Raw genomic sequence first — 18210 nt, forward strand, 5'->3', positions numbered from 1 at the left:
CCGCCGGGACGTGCGCGTCGGCGCGCCCTGACGGTAGCGTGAATGCGTGAGCGCCCAGAGCATGCCAGGCAAGCCGGCCGCACCCCTCCGTGATGGTGGGCCTGCGGGCGAGGGCGCTCGGCGCGCGGGACGCATCACGGGCCTCGACCTCGCGCGCTTCCTGGCGCTCATCGGCATGATGGCAACGCACGTGTGGGTCACCAACTCTGACGGATCCACGCCTGCCCTCGCCGCGTTCCTCGGCGGCAAGGCGGCCGCCCTCTTCGCGGTGCTCGCCGGGATCGGCGTCGTGCTCACCACGAGGAAGCAGCGGGACCGCCGCGCCTTCGGGGCGGCCGCCCTCAACGTCTTCGGGCGAGGCCTGGCCCTCATGGTGATCGGTGTGACCCTCGGCCTCGTGCCCGGCCCGATCGCCGTGATCCTGGTCTACTACGGGCTCGTGTTCTGGCTCGTCGCGCCGCTCCTCCGGCTCTCGAACGTGTCGCTGCTCATGGTCGCGACCGCCTGGGCCGGGCTGTGGCCGTTCCTGTCGATGCTCTTGCGCGCGCCCCTCAACGTCGGCTCCGAGCTCGGCACACCCAGCTGGCTCGACCTCGCGCATCCGCTCGAGCTCCTCCGGGGGCTCTTCGTCACGGGCACCTACCCGGTGCTGACCTGGGTGGTCTACGCGATCGTCGGCATGGTGGTCGGGCGGATGCTCCTCGTCGCCCGCGAGCGCGGCACGATCCTGCAGCTGAGCCTCGGACTCACGGCCGTGGGCACAGTGCTAGCGCTCCTGGGCGTCGGCATCAGCATGCTGCTCGCCGGGCCATTCGGCGGTCTGAGCTCGATCAGCGCCTCGACGGGTGCCGGAGATCAGGCGTCCGAGCTCTTCTACTCCGCCGCCTTCGGCACCACCCCGACGGAGAGCAGCTGGTTCCTGGCATCGCCCGCCCCTCACTCCGGGACGACGTTCGACCTGGCGATCACGGCGGGCACCTCACTCATCGCCATCGGCCTGTGCCTCGCCGTCTGCCTGCGACTCGGCGACGCGACACTCCGCGTCCTCGGACCGGCTCTCGGCGCGGGGGCGACACCGCTGACGATCTACACCCTCCACGTCATCGTGGCAGGGGTCACCTATACGGCGCTGGTCCACGGCGGTGTGCTCGCGGATGCCCCGGAGCTGTTCTGGCTTGTCTCGAGCGCCCCGATCTGGCTCATCCATGTCGCGTGCGCCCTCGCCGTCGGCGCCGTCTTCTTCTGGTGGCGGCGCCGCGGACCCCTCGAGGCGGCCGTGACCTGGACAGGGCAACGGTTCGCGTCGCTCGCGGAGGCACGTCGCGAGTGAGCGTGCCGGTTGGTGCGCAGACGGGGACGGCGCCCGCCACCGGGACTCGGTGGACGGGCGCCGTCTGCGTCAGGCTGCGCGCTACTTGCCGGCGAGCGCCGTCTCGATCTGCGGGGCGACCTGGTCGATGGCGTACCGCACGGCGAGCGTCGTGCCGAGTGAGTACGCCGAGGCGACGTCGCCGTCGATGACGACGGCACGCCCGTCCGCGACTGCGGGAATCTGCTGCCACTGCGCGTCATCGGTGATGGCCGACTTCTCGATGAAGATCGGGAACGCGACGATCAGGTCTGCATCGAGCAGGTCGAGCTGCTCGTTGGAGACGGTCGAGGTGAAGCCAGACTCGGCGACAGGGAGCTCGGCGATCTTCGGGCTCTGCACGAAGCCGAGGTTCTCGAGGAACGCGACACGCTCGCTGCCGTCGATGTACGCGCCCCAGCCCTCGGACGTCTTCGTGGCCGCGGTCGCCGTCTTGCCAGCCCACTCCGGGTTGGCGTCTGCGACAGCAGCGAAGGCCGCGTCCACGTCCGCGAGCAGCTCGTCACCCTTCTCGGGGACGCCGAGCGCGCTCGAGATGAGCTGCATCTGCTGGTCGGTCGACGTCAGATAGCTGTCGCCTCCCTCCGGCACACCGACCGTGGTGGTGATCGAGGAGAGACGGTCGTAGCGGTCCTGGTCTCCGGAGCTCTTCGTGTCGAGGATGAGATCGGGTTCGAGGGCCGCAATCGCCTCGTAGTCGGGCTCCATGGTCTCGATGATGACCGGGGCCGTGTCGTAGAGACCCTCAGCCCAGGGGCCGACACCTTCACCGCCGAACGCCAGCCAGTCCGACGCGCCGACAGGCTGGACGCCAAGCGCGAGCGCGGTCTCGGCATCACCCCATCCGAGGGCGACGACGCGGGTCGGCGCCTCATCGATCGTGACCTCGCCGAACTTGGTGTCGACGACCGCTGGGAACGTGCCACCGACTGCCGGGGCGGCCGTCTCCCCGGCATCCGTGTCGGCGGCCGCGGAGCATCCCGTCAGCAGGAGTGCGGCTGCGGAAGCGAGGGCGAGGCCCTTGGCGAGGTGTTTCATAGAGACCTTCTGTCTGAGTGAGCGGCAGTCGATGTAGGTTAGCCTAAACTCGGTTTTTGTGACGACAGAAGTGAAAGCCGGGCCACCCGGCGGCGTGGTGCGTTCCGCCGCAGGCTCGGCCAGGCGCGTCTCGGGGGCGCGGCGCGGCTTGATGCTCCTGATCTCGACGCTCCTGCTCGCCCTCGCCTGCGCCCTCAGCATCGCGATCGGCTCCCGGGAAGTGCCGCTCGATCAGGTCTGGGCCGCGGTCACCGGGGGAGACATCGACCAGGCCACGCGCACGGCGATTCTCGACCTGCGCGTCACGCGCACCATCATCGGCCTGCTCGTGGGCGCCGGCCTCGCGGTCGCTGGAGCCATCATCCAATCCGTCACCCGGAACCCCCTCGCGGACCCCGGCATCCTCGGCGTCACCTCGGGGGCATCCTTCGCCGTCGCGCTCGCCGTGGCCGTGCTCGGCGTGACCAGCCCCAACGGATACGTGTGGTTCGCGTTCCTGGGCGCCGCGGCGACAACCGTGCTCGTCTACTTCCTGGGCAGCGGAAAAGGCGGGCCGAACCCGCTCAGGCTCACACTCGCCGGCATGGCGTTCGGGGCCGTGCTGAGCGGCATCATCGCCGCGATCCGCTTCTCCGACCCGCAGCGGTTCAACGCCCTGCTCGTGTGGGAGTCCGGCTCCTTCCAACTCCGAACGCTCGAGACCACGCTGCCGGTCGCGCCGTTCGTCGTCGCAGGAGTGGTGCTGGCGCTCTCGCTGGGCCGCTCGCTGAATGCGCTGGCGCTTGGCGACGACCTCGCCCACTCGCTCGGCTCCTCGGTCGCGCGCACCAGGGTGCTGTCCATCGTCGCCGTCACCCTGCTCGCGGGAGGCGCCACGGCGATCGCCGGCCCGATCGCATTCGTCGGCCTCATGGTGCCGCACCTCGCACGGGCCTTGGTCGGCCAGGATCAGCGCTGGATCCTCGGACTCAGCGTCCTCCTCGGCCCCTCTCTCATGCTCGTCGCAGACGTCCTCGGCCGGGTCGTGCTCCGGCCAGGCGAGCTCCCCGTCGGCATCGTCACAGCGTTCATCGGCGCCCCGGTGCTCATCGCACTGGCACGCCGGAAGAAGGTGAGCGGCCTGTGACCAGGCAGGACATCACGCCGCGGCGCGATCACCGGACGGCACCGTCGAGGCCTGCAGGTCCTGCGAGGCTCGCGCGCGAGCTCCGACTGCGGCGCACCGTCGTGGTGACGCTCATCCTCAGCGGCATCGCCGTCCTGCTTGCCGTCGTGGCGCTCGGGCTCGGCAAGTACCCGCTCACCCCCATCGAAGTGCTCGAGGCGGTCTTCGTCCCCGACGGCGGCTTCGCAACGACCGTCGTGCTCGAGTGGCGAGCGCCGCGAGTCGTCGCGGCACTCGTGTTCGGGGCGGCCCTCGCCGTCTCCGGCGCGCTCTTCCAGTCGCTGACGAGGAATCCGCTCGGCTCGCCAGACGTCATCGGTTTCTCGACCGGCGCGTACACGGGTGCCGTCATCGTCATCATCGCCGGCGCGGGCACGTTCCTCGGGACGGCAGTCGGAGCGCTCGCCGGCGGCCTGCTCACGGCCATCCTGGTCTACGCCCTGGCACGTCGGGGAGGCGTCAGCAGCTTCCGCCTCATCGTGGTCGGCATCGGCGTGACGGCCTTCCTGCACGCCCTCAACACCTGGATGCTCCTGCGCGCGCAGACGGAGGTCGCGATGACGGCGTCCATCTGGGGCGCCGGGTCGCTTGCGCTCGCCCAGTGGTCGCAACTGGTGCCCGCCGCGGTCATCCTGATGCTCCTCGTGCCCGCCGTCGCGCTGCTGGCCGGCCCGCTGCGGCAGCTCGAACTCGGCGACGAGACCGCGAGGAGCCACGGCGTGCGGGTCGAGCCGACACGCTTCGCCGTGCTCATCGTCGGCGTAATGCTGACGGCAGTCGTGACCGCGGCGACGGGTCCCATCGCGTTCGTCGCGCTCTCGGCCCCGCAGCTCGCGCTGCGTCTCGAGCGCGGGCCGGGGGTGCCGATCCTGTCCTCGGCAGTCCTCGGCGCGGTGCTGCTGCTCGCTGCCGACCTCGTCGCGCAGCACGCGCTCGGCGGCGCTGTCCCGGTGGGCGTCGTGACGATCGTCATGGGCGGCGCCTACCTGGTCGTCCTGCTGGCGCTGCAGGCCCGGCGGTAGGGCGAGGCTCGCTTGCTGTGCTTGGATTGCATCATGCTCAGCAAGCACCACGACGACGCGGTCGGGGAGTGACCTCCCGGGCTGACCGGCGGGCGCGCATCGCCGTCGCCGCCATGTTCCTCACCAACGGGGCGCTCTTCGCGAACCTCCTCCCTCGGTATCCTGGGCTTAAAGCCGAGCTCGCGCTCAGTAACGTCGAGTTCGGGCTCGTCGTCGCCGCCTATCCGAGTGGCGCGCTCCTCGCAGGGCTCGCCGCGGCCGCGCTCATCCGCCGCTTCTGGTCGTCGCGCCTCGCGGTGGCCGGCACGGCGATCACCAGCGTCGCCTTGTTCGCGGCGAGCTTCGCGCCGAACGGGCTGCTGCTGGCAGCGGCGTTCGCGCTCGGCGGTGCGGCGGATGCGCTCACCGACGTCGCGCAGAACTCGCACGGACTGCGAGTTCAGCGCCGCTTCGGGCGCTCCATCATCAACGGATTCCATGCGATCTGGTCGATCGGCGCAGTGCTCGGCGGGCTCATGGGAGCGGCGGCCGTGGCGCTGCACGTTCCCCTTTCGCTGCACCTCGGCGTCAGCGGCGTGCTCTTCACGATCGTGGCGGTTCTCGCGTACCGGTGGATGATCCCGGGCCCAGAGCACGACGACGTCGAGGTGTCGACTGCCGGAATCAGGGTCGTGCAAGCGGGCACGGCATCTCGGGGTGGGTCGGCGAAGTACGTCGTGCTCCTCGCGCTTGTCCTCCTGACCGTCGCCGGCTCGGTGGTCGAGGACTCGGGCAGCACGTGGGCGGCCCTCTACCTCGCCGGCTCGCTCGATGCCCCTCAGGCGCTCGCCGCGTTCGGCTTCATCGCGCTCGTGGGCGCGCAGTTCGTCGGGCGGATGCTCGGGGACCGCCTCGTCGACCGGTTCGGGGAGCGCCGAGTCGCGCAGGCTGGTGGTCTCGTGACGGCGCTGGGCATGGGGGTCGCCTTGCTGTTCCCGAGCGTTGGCGGGACGATTGCCGGGTTCGCCGCTGCAGGGTTGGGCATCGCGACGCTCGTGCCCGCCGCGTTGCACACGGCTGACGAGCTGCCCGGGTTCAAGCCGGGCACGGCTATCACGCTCGTCTCCTGGCTCATGCGACTCGGGTTTCTCGCGGCACCGCCCCTCGTGGGGCTGCTTGCCGATGCAACCTCGCTCCGGGTGGGTCTCATCGTGGTGCCGGTCGCGGGGATCGTCGCGTTCCTGTGCGCTGGTGTGCTCGCCGGGCGCCACCGCAGGCACGAATAAGCAGACAGGGGAGCTGGGATGCAGGAATCAATGGACCGCGTATTCGAGATCGTGGCGGTCGCCGTCGAGGTCCTCGGCGCCGCCGCGATCATCATCGGCATCATCGTCGCGATCGTGCTCGCCGGCTTGGCGCTCCTGCGCGGGCAGGGCGGAACGGCCGCTCTTACGACGCTGCGCACGTCGCTCGGGGCTGGCATCCTCCTGGGGCTCGAGGTGCTCGTCGCCGCCGACCTCGTGCGCACCATCACGTCGAAGCCCTCGCTGGAGGACGCGCTCATCCTCGGACTCATCGTGGTGATCCGGACGGTGCTGAGCATGTCGATCCAGATCGAGATCGAGGGGGTGCTGCCGTGGCGTCGGGCCCTTACCACGAGCGGCGCGCAGGTGCTCGCCGATCAGGTGCGAGCTGCGCGGCGCCCGCCCATCGGCGAGCACGGAACGGCGGGAGTCCACGGCACCGACCCGCGGTGACGGCTGCGGCCAGCGCCTGTTCCAGGCGCGGGCCGCAGACTGCGATTCGGGTCAGACGCCCAGGACTGCGCGCAGCATGTGCGCGACGCGCGCGCGGTTGCTCGGCGTGTCCTGCCAGGCGAGCACGCGCCCGAGCGAGTCGACGACGTGGAAACCGGCGTGGGCAATGCAGCGGGCTTCGGAGGCGGAGAACTGCGGCTTGACCGCACGGAGCAGGCCCGCCCACTCCTCGATGTGGTCCCGCTGCAGGGCCAGCAGGCGCTCACGCTCTTCGTCGCTGAGGTTCGTCGACTCGGCGATGTAGACCTGCAGCAGCTTGTGGTGCGCGAGCTGTGCTTCGACGTACGCGTCGATCAGGCCATCCAACGCCGCATCGTTGGAATCGACGGCCGCGAACACGTCACGCGTCACCTGACCGAGGTACTCGGCGGCCCGGGAGCAGGCGGCTGCGAGGATTCCGCTCTTGCTCTCGAAGTGCCGGTACACCCCGGAGGCCGTGATGCCGACGGCACCGCCGATCTCCTCGATGCTGACGAGGTTGTATCCCCGCGCGAAGAACAGATCGATCGAGTGCGCCACGATCTGCTCGCGCTTGGCGGTCGACGGGATCCCCGTGGCGGCAGGAGCGACGTACGCCTCCGTCTCGGGGAGGTCGGCTTCGAGGGCACGCTGCGAGGCAGTGCGCAAGTACTCGGAGGTCGCCGCGGAGATGCTCGTCCGGTGCATGGACACGCTCGCGAGCACCGCGAACGCCGCCCGGCTCTGCAGCGCGCGGTCCTCGCTGCTCAAGCCTGGACGCAGCTCCTTCAGCACGCTCGAGAAACGTCCGTAGACCTTCGCGAGGCGCTGGTCCACGGAGGCGCGGTCGGCGGGTTCGAGGTAGCGGGACTCCCAGCGGATGATCTCGCCAGTGCCGCGGCACTTGATGAGGCTGTCGAGCGTCGCGTGGATGAGCGCAGCAGCCCGCTCCTCGGCGGGGGCACCCGCGGCGACGGTCGTCTCGGTGACCTCATCCGTTGCGCCCTCGACGGCGTCGACGATACCGAAGGCCGTGTGCTTGAACAGGTCGTACTTGTTGGCGAAGTGGCGGTACAGGGCCGGGGCGGAGATGCCGACCGAGGCAGCCACGTCGCTCATGCTCACCTGGTGGTAGCCCCGAAGCGCGAACGCCTGCGTGGCGGCCGACTCGATGCGCTGCTTGCGGTCCTTGGGGCGGATTGTCGGAGTGTGAGGCCACGTGGGGGGAGTGGTCATGGAGGGGGTGTTGCTCCGTTCAAGATCTGGTGCTGGTAGTGAACGAGGTCTTCGGCGCTCGGGGGTTCGCCTCTCGCCCCAGAAGGATACCCGTCCTACCGGTGGTTCTTCTTCGAACACACCCGATCTGCGGAGCGCGAACGGTGTCGTCCGTGAACGACGAATGCCACCCTGTCGAGGACAGGGTGGCATTCGAGAGCTCGCGCGTTAGGGCTGCGAGCGCCTGGTGCGTGCAAGGAGCATTGCACCGGCCACCAGGAGCAAGGCCGCTGCAGCCGCTACGAACGGTGCCAGAGTCTCGGCTCCGGTCGTCGCGAGGCTGCTCTCCGGAGCAGGCGTGATCGTCGGCGTCACAGGAGGATGCGAGGCACTCGTTGGCGTCGGCGTGGCGGTTGGCGTGGGTGTCTGCGTGGCAGTTGGAGTTGGTGTCGGCGTCGGCGTGGCAGTCGGTGTCGGCGTGGCAGTCGGAGTCGTTCCCGTGCCGTTTCCGCCGCCCTGCTGTTTGACCGTCGTGACGTGCTCGACGGTGCTGCCGTCGACGTTCGCGCTGTTGCCGAACTTCTGCCCGAGCACGAGAGGGCCCGTTGCGGTGGTCCTGTACATCAGGCGGTATCGAGCGTCAGACGTGATCGGACCCGCGAACGTGAAGGTGTAGCTCAGCAGGTCATCACTCACCGAGACGGAGTACTCGGACGGGTCGACATCCGTGAGTTCGCCATCCCCCGTGGCTGCGGCGAACGAGAACGATCCGGGATCGATCTCGTGGGGCGCGAATCCTGCGCCAGCATTGAGCGCATCCGTGATCGTCAACGTCTCCTGGCCGGCGAACTGCGAACCGGGCACGTAGATGCGCCACGTCATGCTGCCACTGGCCGTGATCGGGAAGGAGTCCTTGACCAGCGACGTCACCGGCGGCTCACCGGCCGGGACGCCGATACCGCCGCCGGGGAGGGCCACGACCGTCACGACGCCGTCGATCACGAAGTCCAGTCCGTCTTTCTCCGTGACCTCGCTTGCCTCAGCCCAGAACCACAGATCGCCGGCAACGTCCTGGAGGGCGTCGACGTGGTCGGTGAGGGTGCAGGTCACCACCGGGGCGTCATCGTCGCTGACGGTGCAGTTCGCGACGGTCGTGTCCGGGTCTTCCGGCGCGGAGATCGAGAACGTGCCGGCACCCGCTATGCCGAATTCCGGGGGGAGCGTGATGCCGAACGTCTCACCGGCCGTCGCCCCAGTTGGGACTGACCATTCTGCGTCGATGCGGAGCCAATCCCACTTCTTCGCTTCCTCCGACGATGAGCCGCTGTTGGTCGTGATCGTGAGCGACGAGGGATCGATCGCGGTCGGGTAGGTGAAGTCCGCTTCCGCGGCACCCGCCGTGGTGATGCCGCCGCCGATTGCGAGTGTGCTCGCGGCGAGCGCTGTCGCGAGAGCGAGGCTGGTTCTGCGGTGTTCCGCTCGGTTCGTCTGTGTTGCACTCAATCTTCCCCCTGAAGTCGGTGTGGTGCGCGCCGCATGGCGCGCGACCCGATCAGGGTAGGCAGGAGACTCGTCGAGCGCCCGCATCTCAGGGGAGGGTGGTGCCGGATTTAGTCCGCTTCGATAGCTCACCGACCCGGAGCTGCGTCCGCATACAAACACAGCGAGTGCGACCCGAAGGTCGCACTCGCTGGGCGTGGTCAGCTCGTCGGAGGACGAGGACCGCTGAGAGCCTGTATTTAGAGCGGGCGGATGCTCTCGGCCTGGAGACCCTTGGGTCCCTGGGTCACATCGAACTCCACGCGCTGGTTCTCTTCAAGCGTGCGGAAACCCTGGACGTCGATTGCGGAGTGGTGCGCGAAGACGTCGGGCGTTCCGTCGTCCGGAGCGATGAAGCCGTAGCCCTTGTCTGCGTTGAACCACTTCACGATGCCAGTTGCCATGTTTTTCTTCCTTCATTGTTATGCAGCCCGTACTTCGGGCGATTGATCCGCGTACGGATCTGTGCTTATTAGGCACGGTCTATTTCGCGCAGGACTGCGCTGTCCGAATCTGGAGCGATTCGGGTTGCTGTTCACGACAGCGTGAACGAGCAAAGATCAGGGGTGGATAAGTAGTTGGGTCGGTGCTGTCTGGGGGCAGTTCCGATTCGGATGGGGCGCGCGCTCGACCCGTATTCACTGCGGTGCTACTGGACGGCTTCCCGACACTCAGCGCGTGAGCCCAACGCTATCACGCTCTGCGCCCGCTATCGCGGGCGAATTCAGGCGAAAATCGTCACGCGGGGTCATAGGCCGGAAACCCACCGTCTGGTCAGCTCTGGGTGGCGTCGACATTGCCGAGTTTCCAGTACCCGCAGAAGGTGACCGGTGCTTTCGGAACGCGGTCCAGGTGGTGATGTTGGACATGCGGCGCTTCTCTGGGGTTAGGTTGGCCTCAGTGATGAACCGGCATCCGACGAGCGTGAGTTGGAATGCTCGACCGAGCGCTCCCTCTGCCTCGGAACGGCCGGGCGGGCGCCACCGCGTCTACGCTGGAGCGTGAATGCGTACCATTGAGAGCCAGCGAAGGAGTGGATCGCATGACGGGTGATGAGGCAATCTCGCCCGTGCGCGCGCTCCGCGCCCTCCACGCGGCACGGCGGTCCGGCCGTGCATCCGGGCCCGGAGGACGGCGCGTGGAGCTCGACGGGGGGCCCGTCGAAGTCCTCGAGTGGCTCTCCTCCCAGGGGCGCAAGTACGACAACCTCCTGGTCCTCGATGAGCGACGTTCGGCGACCGCGGGAGCCCTCGCCGAGCTGCTTCCGGACGCGCACGTGCTTGCGCCGTCTCTCGACGACCTCGGCTGGGCCCAGAGGTTAGAGGTTGCTCCGTCGACCAGCATCCCGGCTGTCGTTCAACTGCTCGACCACTTCTCCATCGAGCGCGCAGTGCTTGTCGGGGCTGCGGACGCCGCAGACCTCGCCATCGCCGTCGCGGGAGCGCATCCAGATCGTGTGGGGGCGCTCGTGCTGGTCAACGGTGGGATCGGGCCGTCTGAGGAGCCCGCCGGCGTGACCGAGGGCGCCGGGTCCGGTTCGCGCGACGCGCTGTCGGGGCTGCGGGTGCCCGTCGCCTTCCTGTTCGGCGGGTCCGAAGCCGAGTCCAAGGGGTACACCCAGGCGTCGGTGAGAGCGACCACGTCCTGGCTGCGGCACGTCGACGCGCAGCATGTGGCTGCGGACGAGCATGAGCAGTTCGAGGAGCGGGCGCTTGCTCTCGTCGCCGACATCGTCGAGGCACAGCTCGCCGCGGTGCGTGCGCGGGCGGCGCATCCCGCGACCGGCTCCCACCGCGTGATCACGCCGGTCGACGACGCGAACTGATCGCCGCTCGCCCGCTGTCTGAGCGACTGCGCGCGTCGTCGTCGTATGCTGGACAGTTGCACATACGGGCGCGTCGAGCCCGGAGAAGTATTGGATGGTCTATGAGCGTCGCAGCTAGCGTCGAGCCACGCACGAACACGAACCCGGGCAGCTTCATCGTCCGAGAAGCCCGAGTGGACGAATTCGAGGCCGTTGGGGCGCTGACGGTTCGCTCCTTCGACGCTGGCTCCCACGGCAGCGCACGGTGGCGCGAGTGGCGCCGACCTGCGGAGCGGGACGTCGTCGCGCGAAGCGAGGCCGGCACGGTGCTCGTGGCGGTCGCCGATGGCAGCGAATCGCAGGCCTCCGTGGTGATCGGGACGACGACGGTCCTTCGCGCCGGAACGGACCCCGCACGTCTCGCACGCGGGGACGAGGCCGAGCTGCGCTTCACCGCGGTGGCTCCCGAAGCGCGAGGCGCGGGAGTTGCGGATGCCCTGGTCCACGCCGGCCTGGAGCTCGCCCGCCGGGGTGGCGCGAGGGCGGTTGTCCTCGACGTCGGTGCCGCGAACACGCAGGCCAGACGGCTGGCCGAGCGTGTCGGATTCGCCAGGGTGAAGGGCCGGGACACCGAGGACGAGACCGCCGGCGTGGAGCTGGCCTACCGCTACGACCTGACGCAGACCGACGGCATCCGCATCCGCCTGGTCAGGCACGGTGAGATCGAAGCCATCGGCAGGCTCACCGAGCGTGCTTACAGCAACGACTACGAGGTGACGCCGAGCTACGCGGAGGATCTGCGCGACGCCGCCAGCCGCGCGCGACGCGACGAGGTCTGGGTGGCAGAGGACATCGCTACCGGGCAGATCCTCGGCTCGGTGTGGACGCCGCGTCCTGGGGAGCGGATCTCCCAGCTCGCCCGGCCGGGAGAGCTGGACTTCCGCATGCTCGCGGTCGCTCCTGAAGCCCGAGGCCGGGGCATCGGTCAGGCGCTCGCTGGCCACGTCATCGCGCTCGGCCGTGACCGTGGGGCATCGCGCGTGGTCATGAACAGCGGCCCGGAGATGCTCGGCGCCCACCGCCTCTACGAACGTCTCGGATTCGTGCATCTCACCGACCGTGAGGGGCCGAAGGAAGTGGCCCCCGGCATCGTCGTGCACCTCTACGCCTTCGGCTACGACCTCAGCGCCTCCCCGGCAGTGGAGATCTGACGCTTCTAGACTCGGTGCATCCAATCTCTCGTTCGGCGGTGAGGAGCAGACGATGCCCAGGTACGAGCGCTTCGACGCAGGGGACCCCTGCTGGGTGGAACTCGCGACGTCGGACCCGCGGGGGTCGGCGTCCTTCTATTCCGCGGTTCTCGGCTGGACGCTGGAGGACATGGGGCCGGAAAGCGGGCACTCCCACCTGATCGAGGCCGGTCCCCTCCCCGACGGTGGCTCGGCAGTCGTCGGCGGGCTCGGTGCGGCCGAGTCCGGCCAGCGGACCTCGTGGATCGTGTACTTCGCGGCGCCGGATATCGAAGCGGCCCACGCACGCGCCCTCGGTGCGGGCGCGTCATCGCTCGTCGACCCGAGTGATGTCCTGGACCAGGGGCGGATGGCGCTGCTCGCCGACCGGCAAGGCGCGACGTTCGGACTCTGGCAGCCCGGCGGGCGCCGAGGCTTCGACGCCTGGGGCGAGCCCGGTACCACCGCGTGGTTCGAGCTGCACACGACCGAGCTGGACGAGGCGACTGAGTTCTACGCGGCGGCCACGGGGTTCGACCCGCATCCCATGGCTGGGCCGCCCGAGTTCCGGTACACGCAGTTCGGGCCGAGGCCGGGCGGCGAGGATGCACGCTTCGGTGCCTTCGAGGAGTCGGCCGGGAGCGGGACCGGCACCAGTGGTGCGGCGCAGCGACCAGACGCCGAGTGGGTCGTGTACTTCGTGACGCCCTCCGTCGATGAAGCCACGTCCAGAGCTCGCAGCCTCGGGGCAGACGTGCTCGGCGAGCCCGCGGACACCCCCTTCGGAAGGATGGCGAACCTCGTCGATCCGTTCGGCGCGGGCTTCTGCCTGGTCGAGGCGATGGAAGGGGCTGGAGAGTGAGGGCACCCACCGAGTACGGGACGCATGACCTCACGGGTCGCCGCTACCTGATCACCGGGGCCTCGACGGGGCTCGGCTTCTTCACGGCGAGGAGCCTCGTCGGACGGGGCGCGGACGTGGTCATCACGGGCCGCAGCGCCACGCGCCTCGCCGCGGCTGCAGCCGGGACCGGACGTCCGGACCTCACCACCACGCTGCCGTTCGACATCGCCGAGCTGGGGGAGATCGAAGCCGCCGCGCAGACGCTGCTCGATGGGCAGAGCGGCGGAGGCGGGTTCGACGGCGTCGTGCTCAACGCCGGTGTCGTTCATCCGCCCGCAGATCGCGAGACGACGAGCGACGGCATCGAGCGGGTCTTCGCGACCAACGTGCTCGGACACTTCGCACTGCTGAGCCGCCTGACCGCGGGGGAAGCGCTCCGCGAGAGCGCGGCGGTCGTGTGGCTCGGCAGCATCGCGCCCGCCCTGACACGCGCGCACCTGCAGGACGTGCAGCTGCGCGGCGGTTACACGTCGTGGAACGCGTATGCGCAGTCGAAGCTCGCGACGCAGGTGCTCGCCATCGAGGGCGATCGGCGGGCGCGCGCCGCCGGCGGGCACGTGCGGAGCCTCGTCGCGCATCCGGGATACTCGACGGGTGGGCTCACGCCGACCGTAGCGGGCGTGCACGAACCCTCGGTGGGCAAGCGCGCCATCGACGGGCTGCTCGCCTTCGCTGCCCAGGGCAAGGACGATGGCGCCCTGTGCCAGCTCCGGGCCGTGACCGACCCGGAGCTCCGTGGCGGGGAGACCATCGTCCCGGCCCGTCTCACGCGAGGGCGCCCGGTGCTGGGCACCTCGCACTGGCTCAGCTACGACAGCGAGCTGGGCGAGCGCCTCTGGGACTACTGCGCGTCGCTCGCCGGCGCCGCGCCCGACTTCTCGGCGATCTCGGCGCGGACCTGATCCATGTCGACGTTCTCGAGCGCCTCGATGAGCTTCTCCACCCCGGCGAGGGGCATCGCACCGGGCTCGCGGTAGAGCAGCACACCGTCACGGAATGCCATCAGCGTCGGAATAGACGTGATCTGCAGGCCAGCGGACAGCTCCTGGTTGCTCTCGGTGTCGACCTTCGCGAACGTGATGTCCTCGTGGCGCTCCGACGCGGCGGAGTAGATGGGACCGAACTGACGGCACGGGCCGCACCATTCTGCCCAGAAGTCCACGAGCACGATGCCCGAGGAGTCGACCGTGTCCTTGAACGTCTCAGTGGTGATGTCGATGGTTGCCATGCGTCTCCTATCTCGGGGCGTACGGGGAGCACAACGCCCCCAGCAGTCACGCTATTCCGCAAGCTCTGAACGTGGCCTTCGCGAGGGGCGTAGCATCCACCCTCGTGGAAACTGTCTCCCGCCCCTGGCCCGCCCTCTGGGCCCTCGTCATCGGCTTCTTCATGATCCTGGTCGACTCCACGATCGTCTCCATCGCGAACCCCTCGATCCTGCGGGACCTGCAGACCGACATCACCGCGGTCATCTGGGTCACCAGCGCCTACCTGCTCAGCTACGCCGTGCCGCTGCTCATCACCGGCCGGCTCGGCGACCGCTTCGGGCCCAAGCGCATCTACCTCATCGGCCTCGTCGTGTTCACGCTCGCCTCCCTCTGGTGCGGCCTGTCGGGAGACATCGGAACCCTGATCGCCGCCCGCGCGGTCCAGGGCCTCGGCGCCGCGCTCATGACACCGCAGACCATGTCCGTCATCACCCGGATCTTCGCGCCAGACAAGCGCGGCGCCGCGATGGGCCTCTGGGGTGCGGTTGCCGGCGTCGCCACGCTGGTCGGGCCCATCCTCGGAGGGTTCCTGGTCGACGGCCTCGGTTGGGAGTGGATCTTCTTCGTGAACGTGCCGGTCGGCGTCGTGGCGTTCATCCTGGCCTGGCGCCTCGTGCCGAGCCTCGAGACGAAAGCGCATTCCTTCGACTGGCTCGGGGTCGTGCTGAGCGCCGTCGGCCTGTTCCTGCTCGTGTTCGGCATCCAGGAGGGCCAGACCTTCGACTGGGGGCAGATCGCCGGACCCATCTCGGTGTGGAGCCTCATCGTGGCCGGCGGTGTCGTGCTCGCCGGCTTCGTCGTCTGGCAGCGCTTCAATCGCAGGGAGCCCCTCCTGCCGCTCGGCCTCTTCCGGGACCGGAACTTCACGGTCGCCAACCTCGCCATCTCCGTGCTCGGACTCGCGATCGTCTCCATGCCGCTGCCCATCGCCTTCTACTTCCAGACCGCGCGTGCCCTCGAGCCCACCCAGGCGGCGCTCATGCTCGTGCCCATGGCGGTCGTCTCCGGAGTCATGGCGCCCTTCGTCGGCCGGCTCACCGACCGAACCCAGCCGCGCTGGATCGCGTTTGCCGGCTTCCTCATCGTCGCCGTGTCGCTCGCCTGGCTGTCGCTGCTCATGACGGCGGATCGGCCGCTCTGGCAGCTGCTCATCCCGCCCGCATTCCTGGGTCTCGGACTCTCCGGCCTCTGGGCTCCGCTCGCGACGAGCGCGACGAGGAACCTCCCGCCGGCGCTCGCGGGGGCGGGTTCGGGGGTCTACAACATGACGCGCCAGGTCGGGTCCGTGCTCGGCTCGGCCGCGATCGCGGCGCTCATCAGCTCGCGCCTCGCGGCTGAACTGCCGGGGATGCCGGCGGAGGCTGCCGAGCAGAGCAGCGGCGAGCTGCCCGCCGCAGTCGCCGAGGGTTTCTCGACCGCGATGGGGCAGGCGCTGCTGTTGCCGATCGCGGCGTTCCTCCTTGGGGCGGTCATCGTGCTCTTCTTCGAGAAGCCCCGAGTCGAGGAGGCCGCGCGGGCCGAGAGCCGCGCGTAGGCGACCGAACCGAGACGAAGCCGGCCGCCGCGAGTGCGGCGACCGGCTTCGTCCGACGAGGTTCGTGCGGTTACGGGACGAACGGACCGAAGACCGGGGTCCACTCGTAGACATCGGTCTGGCGGATGACGCCGACCTGCGCGAACGGATCGGCGGGGATCAGCTCGCGCAGCGATGCTTCGTCGTCGCTCTCCCACAGGAGCAGCGCGCCGGCGTGCGGTGCCGCCCACGGGCCCGAGGCCTTCAGGATGCCCGCATCCTTCTGCTCGCCGAGCCAGGCTCGGTGCGCGGGGCGGTGCTCATCGCGGGTCGCGTCTGAATCGTCGTCGTAGTGGTAGATCGTGGCGAAGATAGGCACGGAGGCTCCTAGGTGCGGTCAGTGGTGCTCGGGTCGGTCGTCTCGTCGTTCGGGCGCTGGAAGCCGATCTCTTCCCACTCGTTGACGGTGGGCGCCTCGAACTCGTCATCGTCGGCCGCTGCCTCGGCCGTCGCGATGAGGCGAGTGTCGTCGTCGTCGGCGGTGAGCAGCGGTGCCGCCGTCTCGTGGGCGTCGAGGCTGGCTTCCGTGTCGAACGCCGAATCCGAGACGGACTCGGCGAGCAGCGCATCCTCGGCCAGGGTCGCCTCGTCGGTCTCGCCGATGTCGTCGCTGCTTCCCTCGAAGACGACCGGAGCGCTGCCGGGGCGCAGCTCGCTCCCGCCTTCGACGAGGCTCGTCTCGGTGCCGTTCTCGGGCATGCGACCGGGAACCTCGTAGTGCACGTAGAGAGCGTCCTCCTCGGCGGGGCTGAGGTTCTGGTCGACTTCGGTGCTCGGCGCGCTCGTGACGAGCGACTTCGGGTATGGGACGAGGATCCGCTTCTCGTCCAGCTCCGCGAGGTCGAGCGGGATGAAGTACTCCTTGGTGCCGAAGAGGCCCGTCTTGACGGTGACCCAGTTCGGGTCGCGAGTCTGGTCGTCGAGGTACACCTGGCCGACACGGCCGATGCGCTCGTCGCCGGGGCCGAAGACCGTCGCCTGGAAGATGCGGGTGAGCTTGGCCTCGTGCGCCTTCAGCTCGGCGGCAGCGTTGCTCTCCCCGCTGAGAGCGGGGCCGCCCGCCGTCAGGGAGTCGGAGCCCTCGTCGACCTGCTGCGGGGGCGCGATCGGGTCGTCCTCGAGTCCGCCAGCGACCTCGGCGTCGGTCAGGCCCCGCTCGGGGGCCCCGGTGGCGTCGATGCGCGTCGTGTCGTCGTCGCCCGGCTCGAAATCAGGGTCGAACTTGGTGTTCGTGTCGTCGGCAGCCATGCTGTGCTCCTCGGTCAACGTGGATGTGGCGGGTCGCTCGCGCCGGCCTGCGCGCGAGAGACCTGCACAAGACTAGCGATCGCGGCGGTGCGCTCGCCGAGTCGCGGCTAGGACGAGGCTCCGGGCGGCGCCGTCTCCCCGGATGCCGACGGCCCCGTCGAGGCCTGTGGGCCCCCAGGTGCGTGGTTCGGGACGGCCGACGCGGCCGCTCGCCGGGCGGCCCTTTGCCCGGCACCCTTCACGCTGAGCCGCACGATGAGCCATGCCGCGGCGCCAAGGACGGTCAGGAGCACGAGGCCGGGCAACGCGAAGCCGAACGCGGTCCAGAAGGCCGCGAATCCGCGGAACAGGGCAGCCATGCCATCACGCAGTCCCGCCAGGAACCCGGCCGGCTCACCGCCGGGCGATGGTGCGTCGCTCGAGATCGAGATGGACACGGTCGAGTAGGCGATGCTCTCCTCGAGCACTTCGAGCTGTGCGCGCAGGCTCTGCAGCTCGCCGGTGCGCTCGGTGAGCGTCGTCTCGATCGCAAGGAGGTCGTCGACCTCCGTCGCTGAGGAGAGCATTCCCCGCAGGGAGGTGACCGAGGCCTCCAGCGTCGCCACCCGGGAGGACATGTCCGTCTTCTGCAGGGTCACGTCGACCGCCGAGGTCTCGATCGAGACGACATCGCCGACGTCGCGCAGCTCGGTGACGAACGCGTCGTAGTCGTCAGCGGGGACGCGGGCTGTCAGCTGCGCGGAGATGAAGTCCCCACCGGTCTCCGACCGAGCGTCGATGCGCCCGTCGCGTGCCTCGACGAGAGCCTCGACCTGCTCTCGAACGCCCGGCACGTCACCTGTCTGGATCCCCACGTACCCCGTCGTCACGACATCGCGATTCTCCTCGGTGGCGCCCGTCATGGGGGCCTGGCCGGCGTCTTCCTGCGCGACTCCTTGCGGAGCCCCGGCGGACTCGGCCGAGGAGGTGCCATTGCCTGCGCATCCGGCGAGCAGGAGGGCCGACAGGGTGAGGGCGGTCGCGGCTCCGAGCCGCCTCAATGTGGTGCGCATAGCTGTCATGCAAGCACCTGTAGGGGGCGG

At 69.4% G+C, this 18210-nt stretch carries 18 protein-coding genes; 10 read left to right on the top strand and 8 right to left on the bottom strand.

The features are described from left to right. The first annotated feature begins 46 nt into the window (after window positions 1-46). Window positions 47-1330: a heparan-alpha-glucosaminide N-acetyltransferase domain-containing protein gene (locus tag ABVF28_RS13635; RefSeq protein WP_371030888.1), complete on the top strand. Its 1284-nt coding sequence runs from the start codon at window positions 47-49 to the stop codon at window positions 1328-1330. A gap of 81 nt (window positions 1331-1411) precedes the next feature. Here ABVF28_RS13635 and ABVF28_RS13640 read toward each other — a convergent pair whose 3' ends face one another. Further along, entirely contained in the window at window positions 1412-2407 is a 996-nt protein-coding gene (locus ABVF28_RS13640) for an ABC transporter substrate-binding protein (protein ID WP_371030889.1), read from the bottom strand. Between the two features lie 58 nt (window positions 2408-2465). Here ABVF28_RS13640 and ABVF28_RS13645 point away from each other — a divergent pair, with 58 nt between their 5' ends. The 4 genes from ABVF28_RS13645 (at window position 2466) to ABVF28_RS13660 (ending at window position 6330) form a co-directional block, all read left to right on the top strand. Then, window positions 2466-3533, top strand: coding sequence for a FecCD family ABC transporter permease (locus ABVF28_RS13645; protein WP_371030890.1), 1068 nt, complete (start codon window positions 2466-2468; stop codon window positions 3531-3533). Continuing rightward, window positions 3530-4594, top strand: a complete 1065-nt coding sequence (locus tag ABVF28_RS13650; protein ID WP_371030891.1) for a FecCD family ABC transporter permease — start codon at window positions 3530-3532, stop codon at window positions 4592-4594. Before ABVF28_RS13645 ends, ABVF28_RS13650 begins: the two co-directional genes overlap by 4 nt. A 68-nt stretch (window positions 4595-4662) precedes the next feature. After that, window positions 4663-5859, top strand: coding sequence for an MFS transporter (locus ABVF28_RS13655; RefSeq protein WP_371030892.1), 1197 nt, complete (start codon window positions 4663-4665; stop codon window positions 5857-5859). 30 nt (window positions 5860-5889) lie between these two features. Further along, window positions 5890-6330, top strand: a complete 441-nt coding sequence (locus tag ABVF28_RS13660; protein ID WP_371030893.1) for a DUF1622 domain-containing protein — start codon at window positions 5890-5892, stop codon at window positions 6328-6330. 51 nt (window positions 6331-6381) lie between these two features. Here ABVF28_RS13660 and ABVF28_RS13665 read toward each other — a convergent pair whose 3' ends face one another. From ABVF28_RS13665 to ABVF28_RS13675, 3 genes are all read right to left on the bottom strand, one after another. After that, entirely contained in the window at window positions 6382-7584 is a 1203-nt protein-coding gene (locus ABVF28_RS13665) for a TetR/AcrR family transcriptional regulator (protein ID WP_371030894.1), read from the bottom strand. A 207-nt stretch (window positions 7585-7791) separates the two neighbouring features. Beyond that, window positions 7792-9066 (bottom strand): Ig-like domain-containing protein, encoded by a 1275-nt coding sequence (locus ABVF28_RS13670; RefSeq protein WP_371030895.1) that lies wholly within the window; start codon window positions 9064-9066, stop codon window positions 7792-7794. 236 nt (window positions 9067-9302) lie between these two features. After that, a complete protein-coding gene (locus ABVF28_RS13675) occupies window positions 9303-9506 on the bottom strand; it encodes a cold-shock protein (RefSeq protein WP_068478769.1) in 204 nt (67 codons plus the stop codon). Window positions 9507-10144: 638 nt separating this feature from the next. Here ABVF28_RS13675 and ABVF28_RS13680 point away from each other — a divergent pair. From ABVF28_RS13680 to ABVF28_RS13695, 4 genes are all read left to right on the top strand, one after another. Next, the gene (locus ABVF28_RS13680) at window positions 10145-10927 is read left to right on the top strand and encodes a hypothetical protein (protein ID WP_371030896.1); all 783 of its coding nucleotides are present in this window, start codon (window positions 10145-10147) and stop codon (window positions 10925-10927) included. A gap of 101 nt (window positions 10928-11028) precedes the next feature. Continuing rightward, entirely contained in the window at window positions 11029-12117 is a 1089-nt protein-coding gene (locus ABVF28_RS13685; protein WP_371030897.1) for a GNAT family N-acetyltransferase, read from the top strand. A 52-nt stretch (window positions 12118-12169) separates the two neighbouring features. Further along, on the top strand, window positions 12170-12997 hold the full coding sequence (locus tag ABVF28_RS13690; RefSeq protein WP_371030898.1) for a VOC family protein: 828 nt from the start codon (window positions 12170-12172) through the stop codon (window positions 12995-12997). Beyond that, complete coding sequence (locus tag ABVF28_RS13695) at window positions 12994-13941, top strand: SDR family NAD(P)-dependent oxidoreductase (protein WP_371030899.1); 948 nt, start codon at window positions 12994-12996, stop codon at window positions 13939-13941. The genes ABVF28_RS13690 and ABVF28_RS13695 overlap by 4 nt, the downstream gene beginning before the upstream one ends. On the opposite strand, the gene ABVF28_RS13700 is transcribed toward ABVF28_RS13695, so the two are convergent. Beyond that, complete coding sequence (locus tag ABVF28_RS13700; RefSeq protein WP_104253758.1) at window positions 13881-14267, bottom strand: co-chaperone YbbN; 387 nt, start codon at window positions 14265-14267, stop codon at window positions 13881-13883. The genes ABVF28_RS13695 and ABVF28_RS13700 overlap by 61 nt on opposite strands. Before the next feature lie 104 nt (window positions 14268-14371). Here ABVF28_RS13700 and ABVF28_RS13705 point away from each other — a divergent pair, with 104 nt between their 5' ends. After that, the gene (locus ABVF28_RS13705; protein WP_371030900.1) at window positions 14372-15841 is read left to right on the top strand and encodes a DHA2 family efflux MFS transporter permease subunit; all 1470 of its coding nucleotides are present in this window, start codon (window positions 14372-14374) and stop codon (window positions 15839-15841) included. Window positions 15842-15911: 70 nt separating this feature from the next. Here ABVF28_RS13705 and ABVF28_RS13710 read toward each other — a convergent pair whose 3' ends face one another. The 3 genes from ABVF28_RS13710 to ABVF28_RS13720 all read right to left on the bottom strand — a co-directional run bounded on the left by ABVF28_RS13710 (window position 15912) and on the right by ABVF28_RS13720 (window position 18180). After that, on the bottom strand, window positions 15912-16199 hold the full coding sequence (locus ABVF28_RS13710) for a YciI family protein (protein ID WP_104312416.1): 288 nt from the start codon (window positions 16197-16199) through the stop codon (window positions 15912-15914). 8 nt (window positions 16200-16207) lie between these two features. Continuing rightward, window positions 16208-17128 (bottom strand): PRC-barrel domain-containing protein, encoded by a 921-nt coding sequence (locus tag ABVF28_RS13715; protein ID WP_371030901.1) that lies wholly within the window; start codon window positions 17126-17128, stop codon window positions 16208-16210. 107 nt (window positions 17129-17235) lie between these two features. Then, window positions 17236-18180 carry a DUF4349 domain-containing protein gene (locus ABVF28_RS13720; RefSeq protein ID WP_371030902.1) on the bottom strand — a complete coding sequence of 315 codons (945 nt, stop codon included), beginning with the start codon at window positions 18178-18180 and terminating at the stop codon, window positions 17236-17238. Window positions 18181-18210: the final 30 nt, after the last annotated feature.

This window comes from Pseudoclavibacter sp. JSM 162008 (assembly GCF_041366455.1).
GTDB lineage: Bacteria > Actinomycetota > Actinomycetes > Actinomycetales > Microbacteriaceae > Pseudoclavibacter.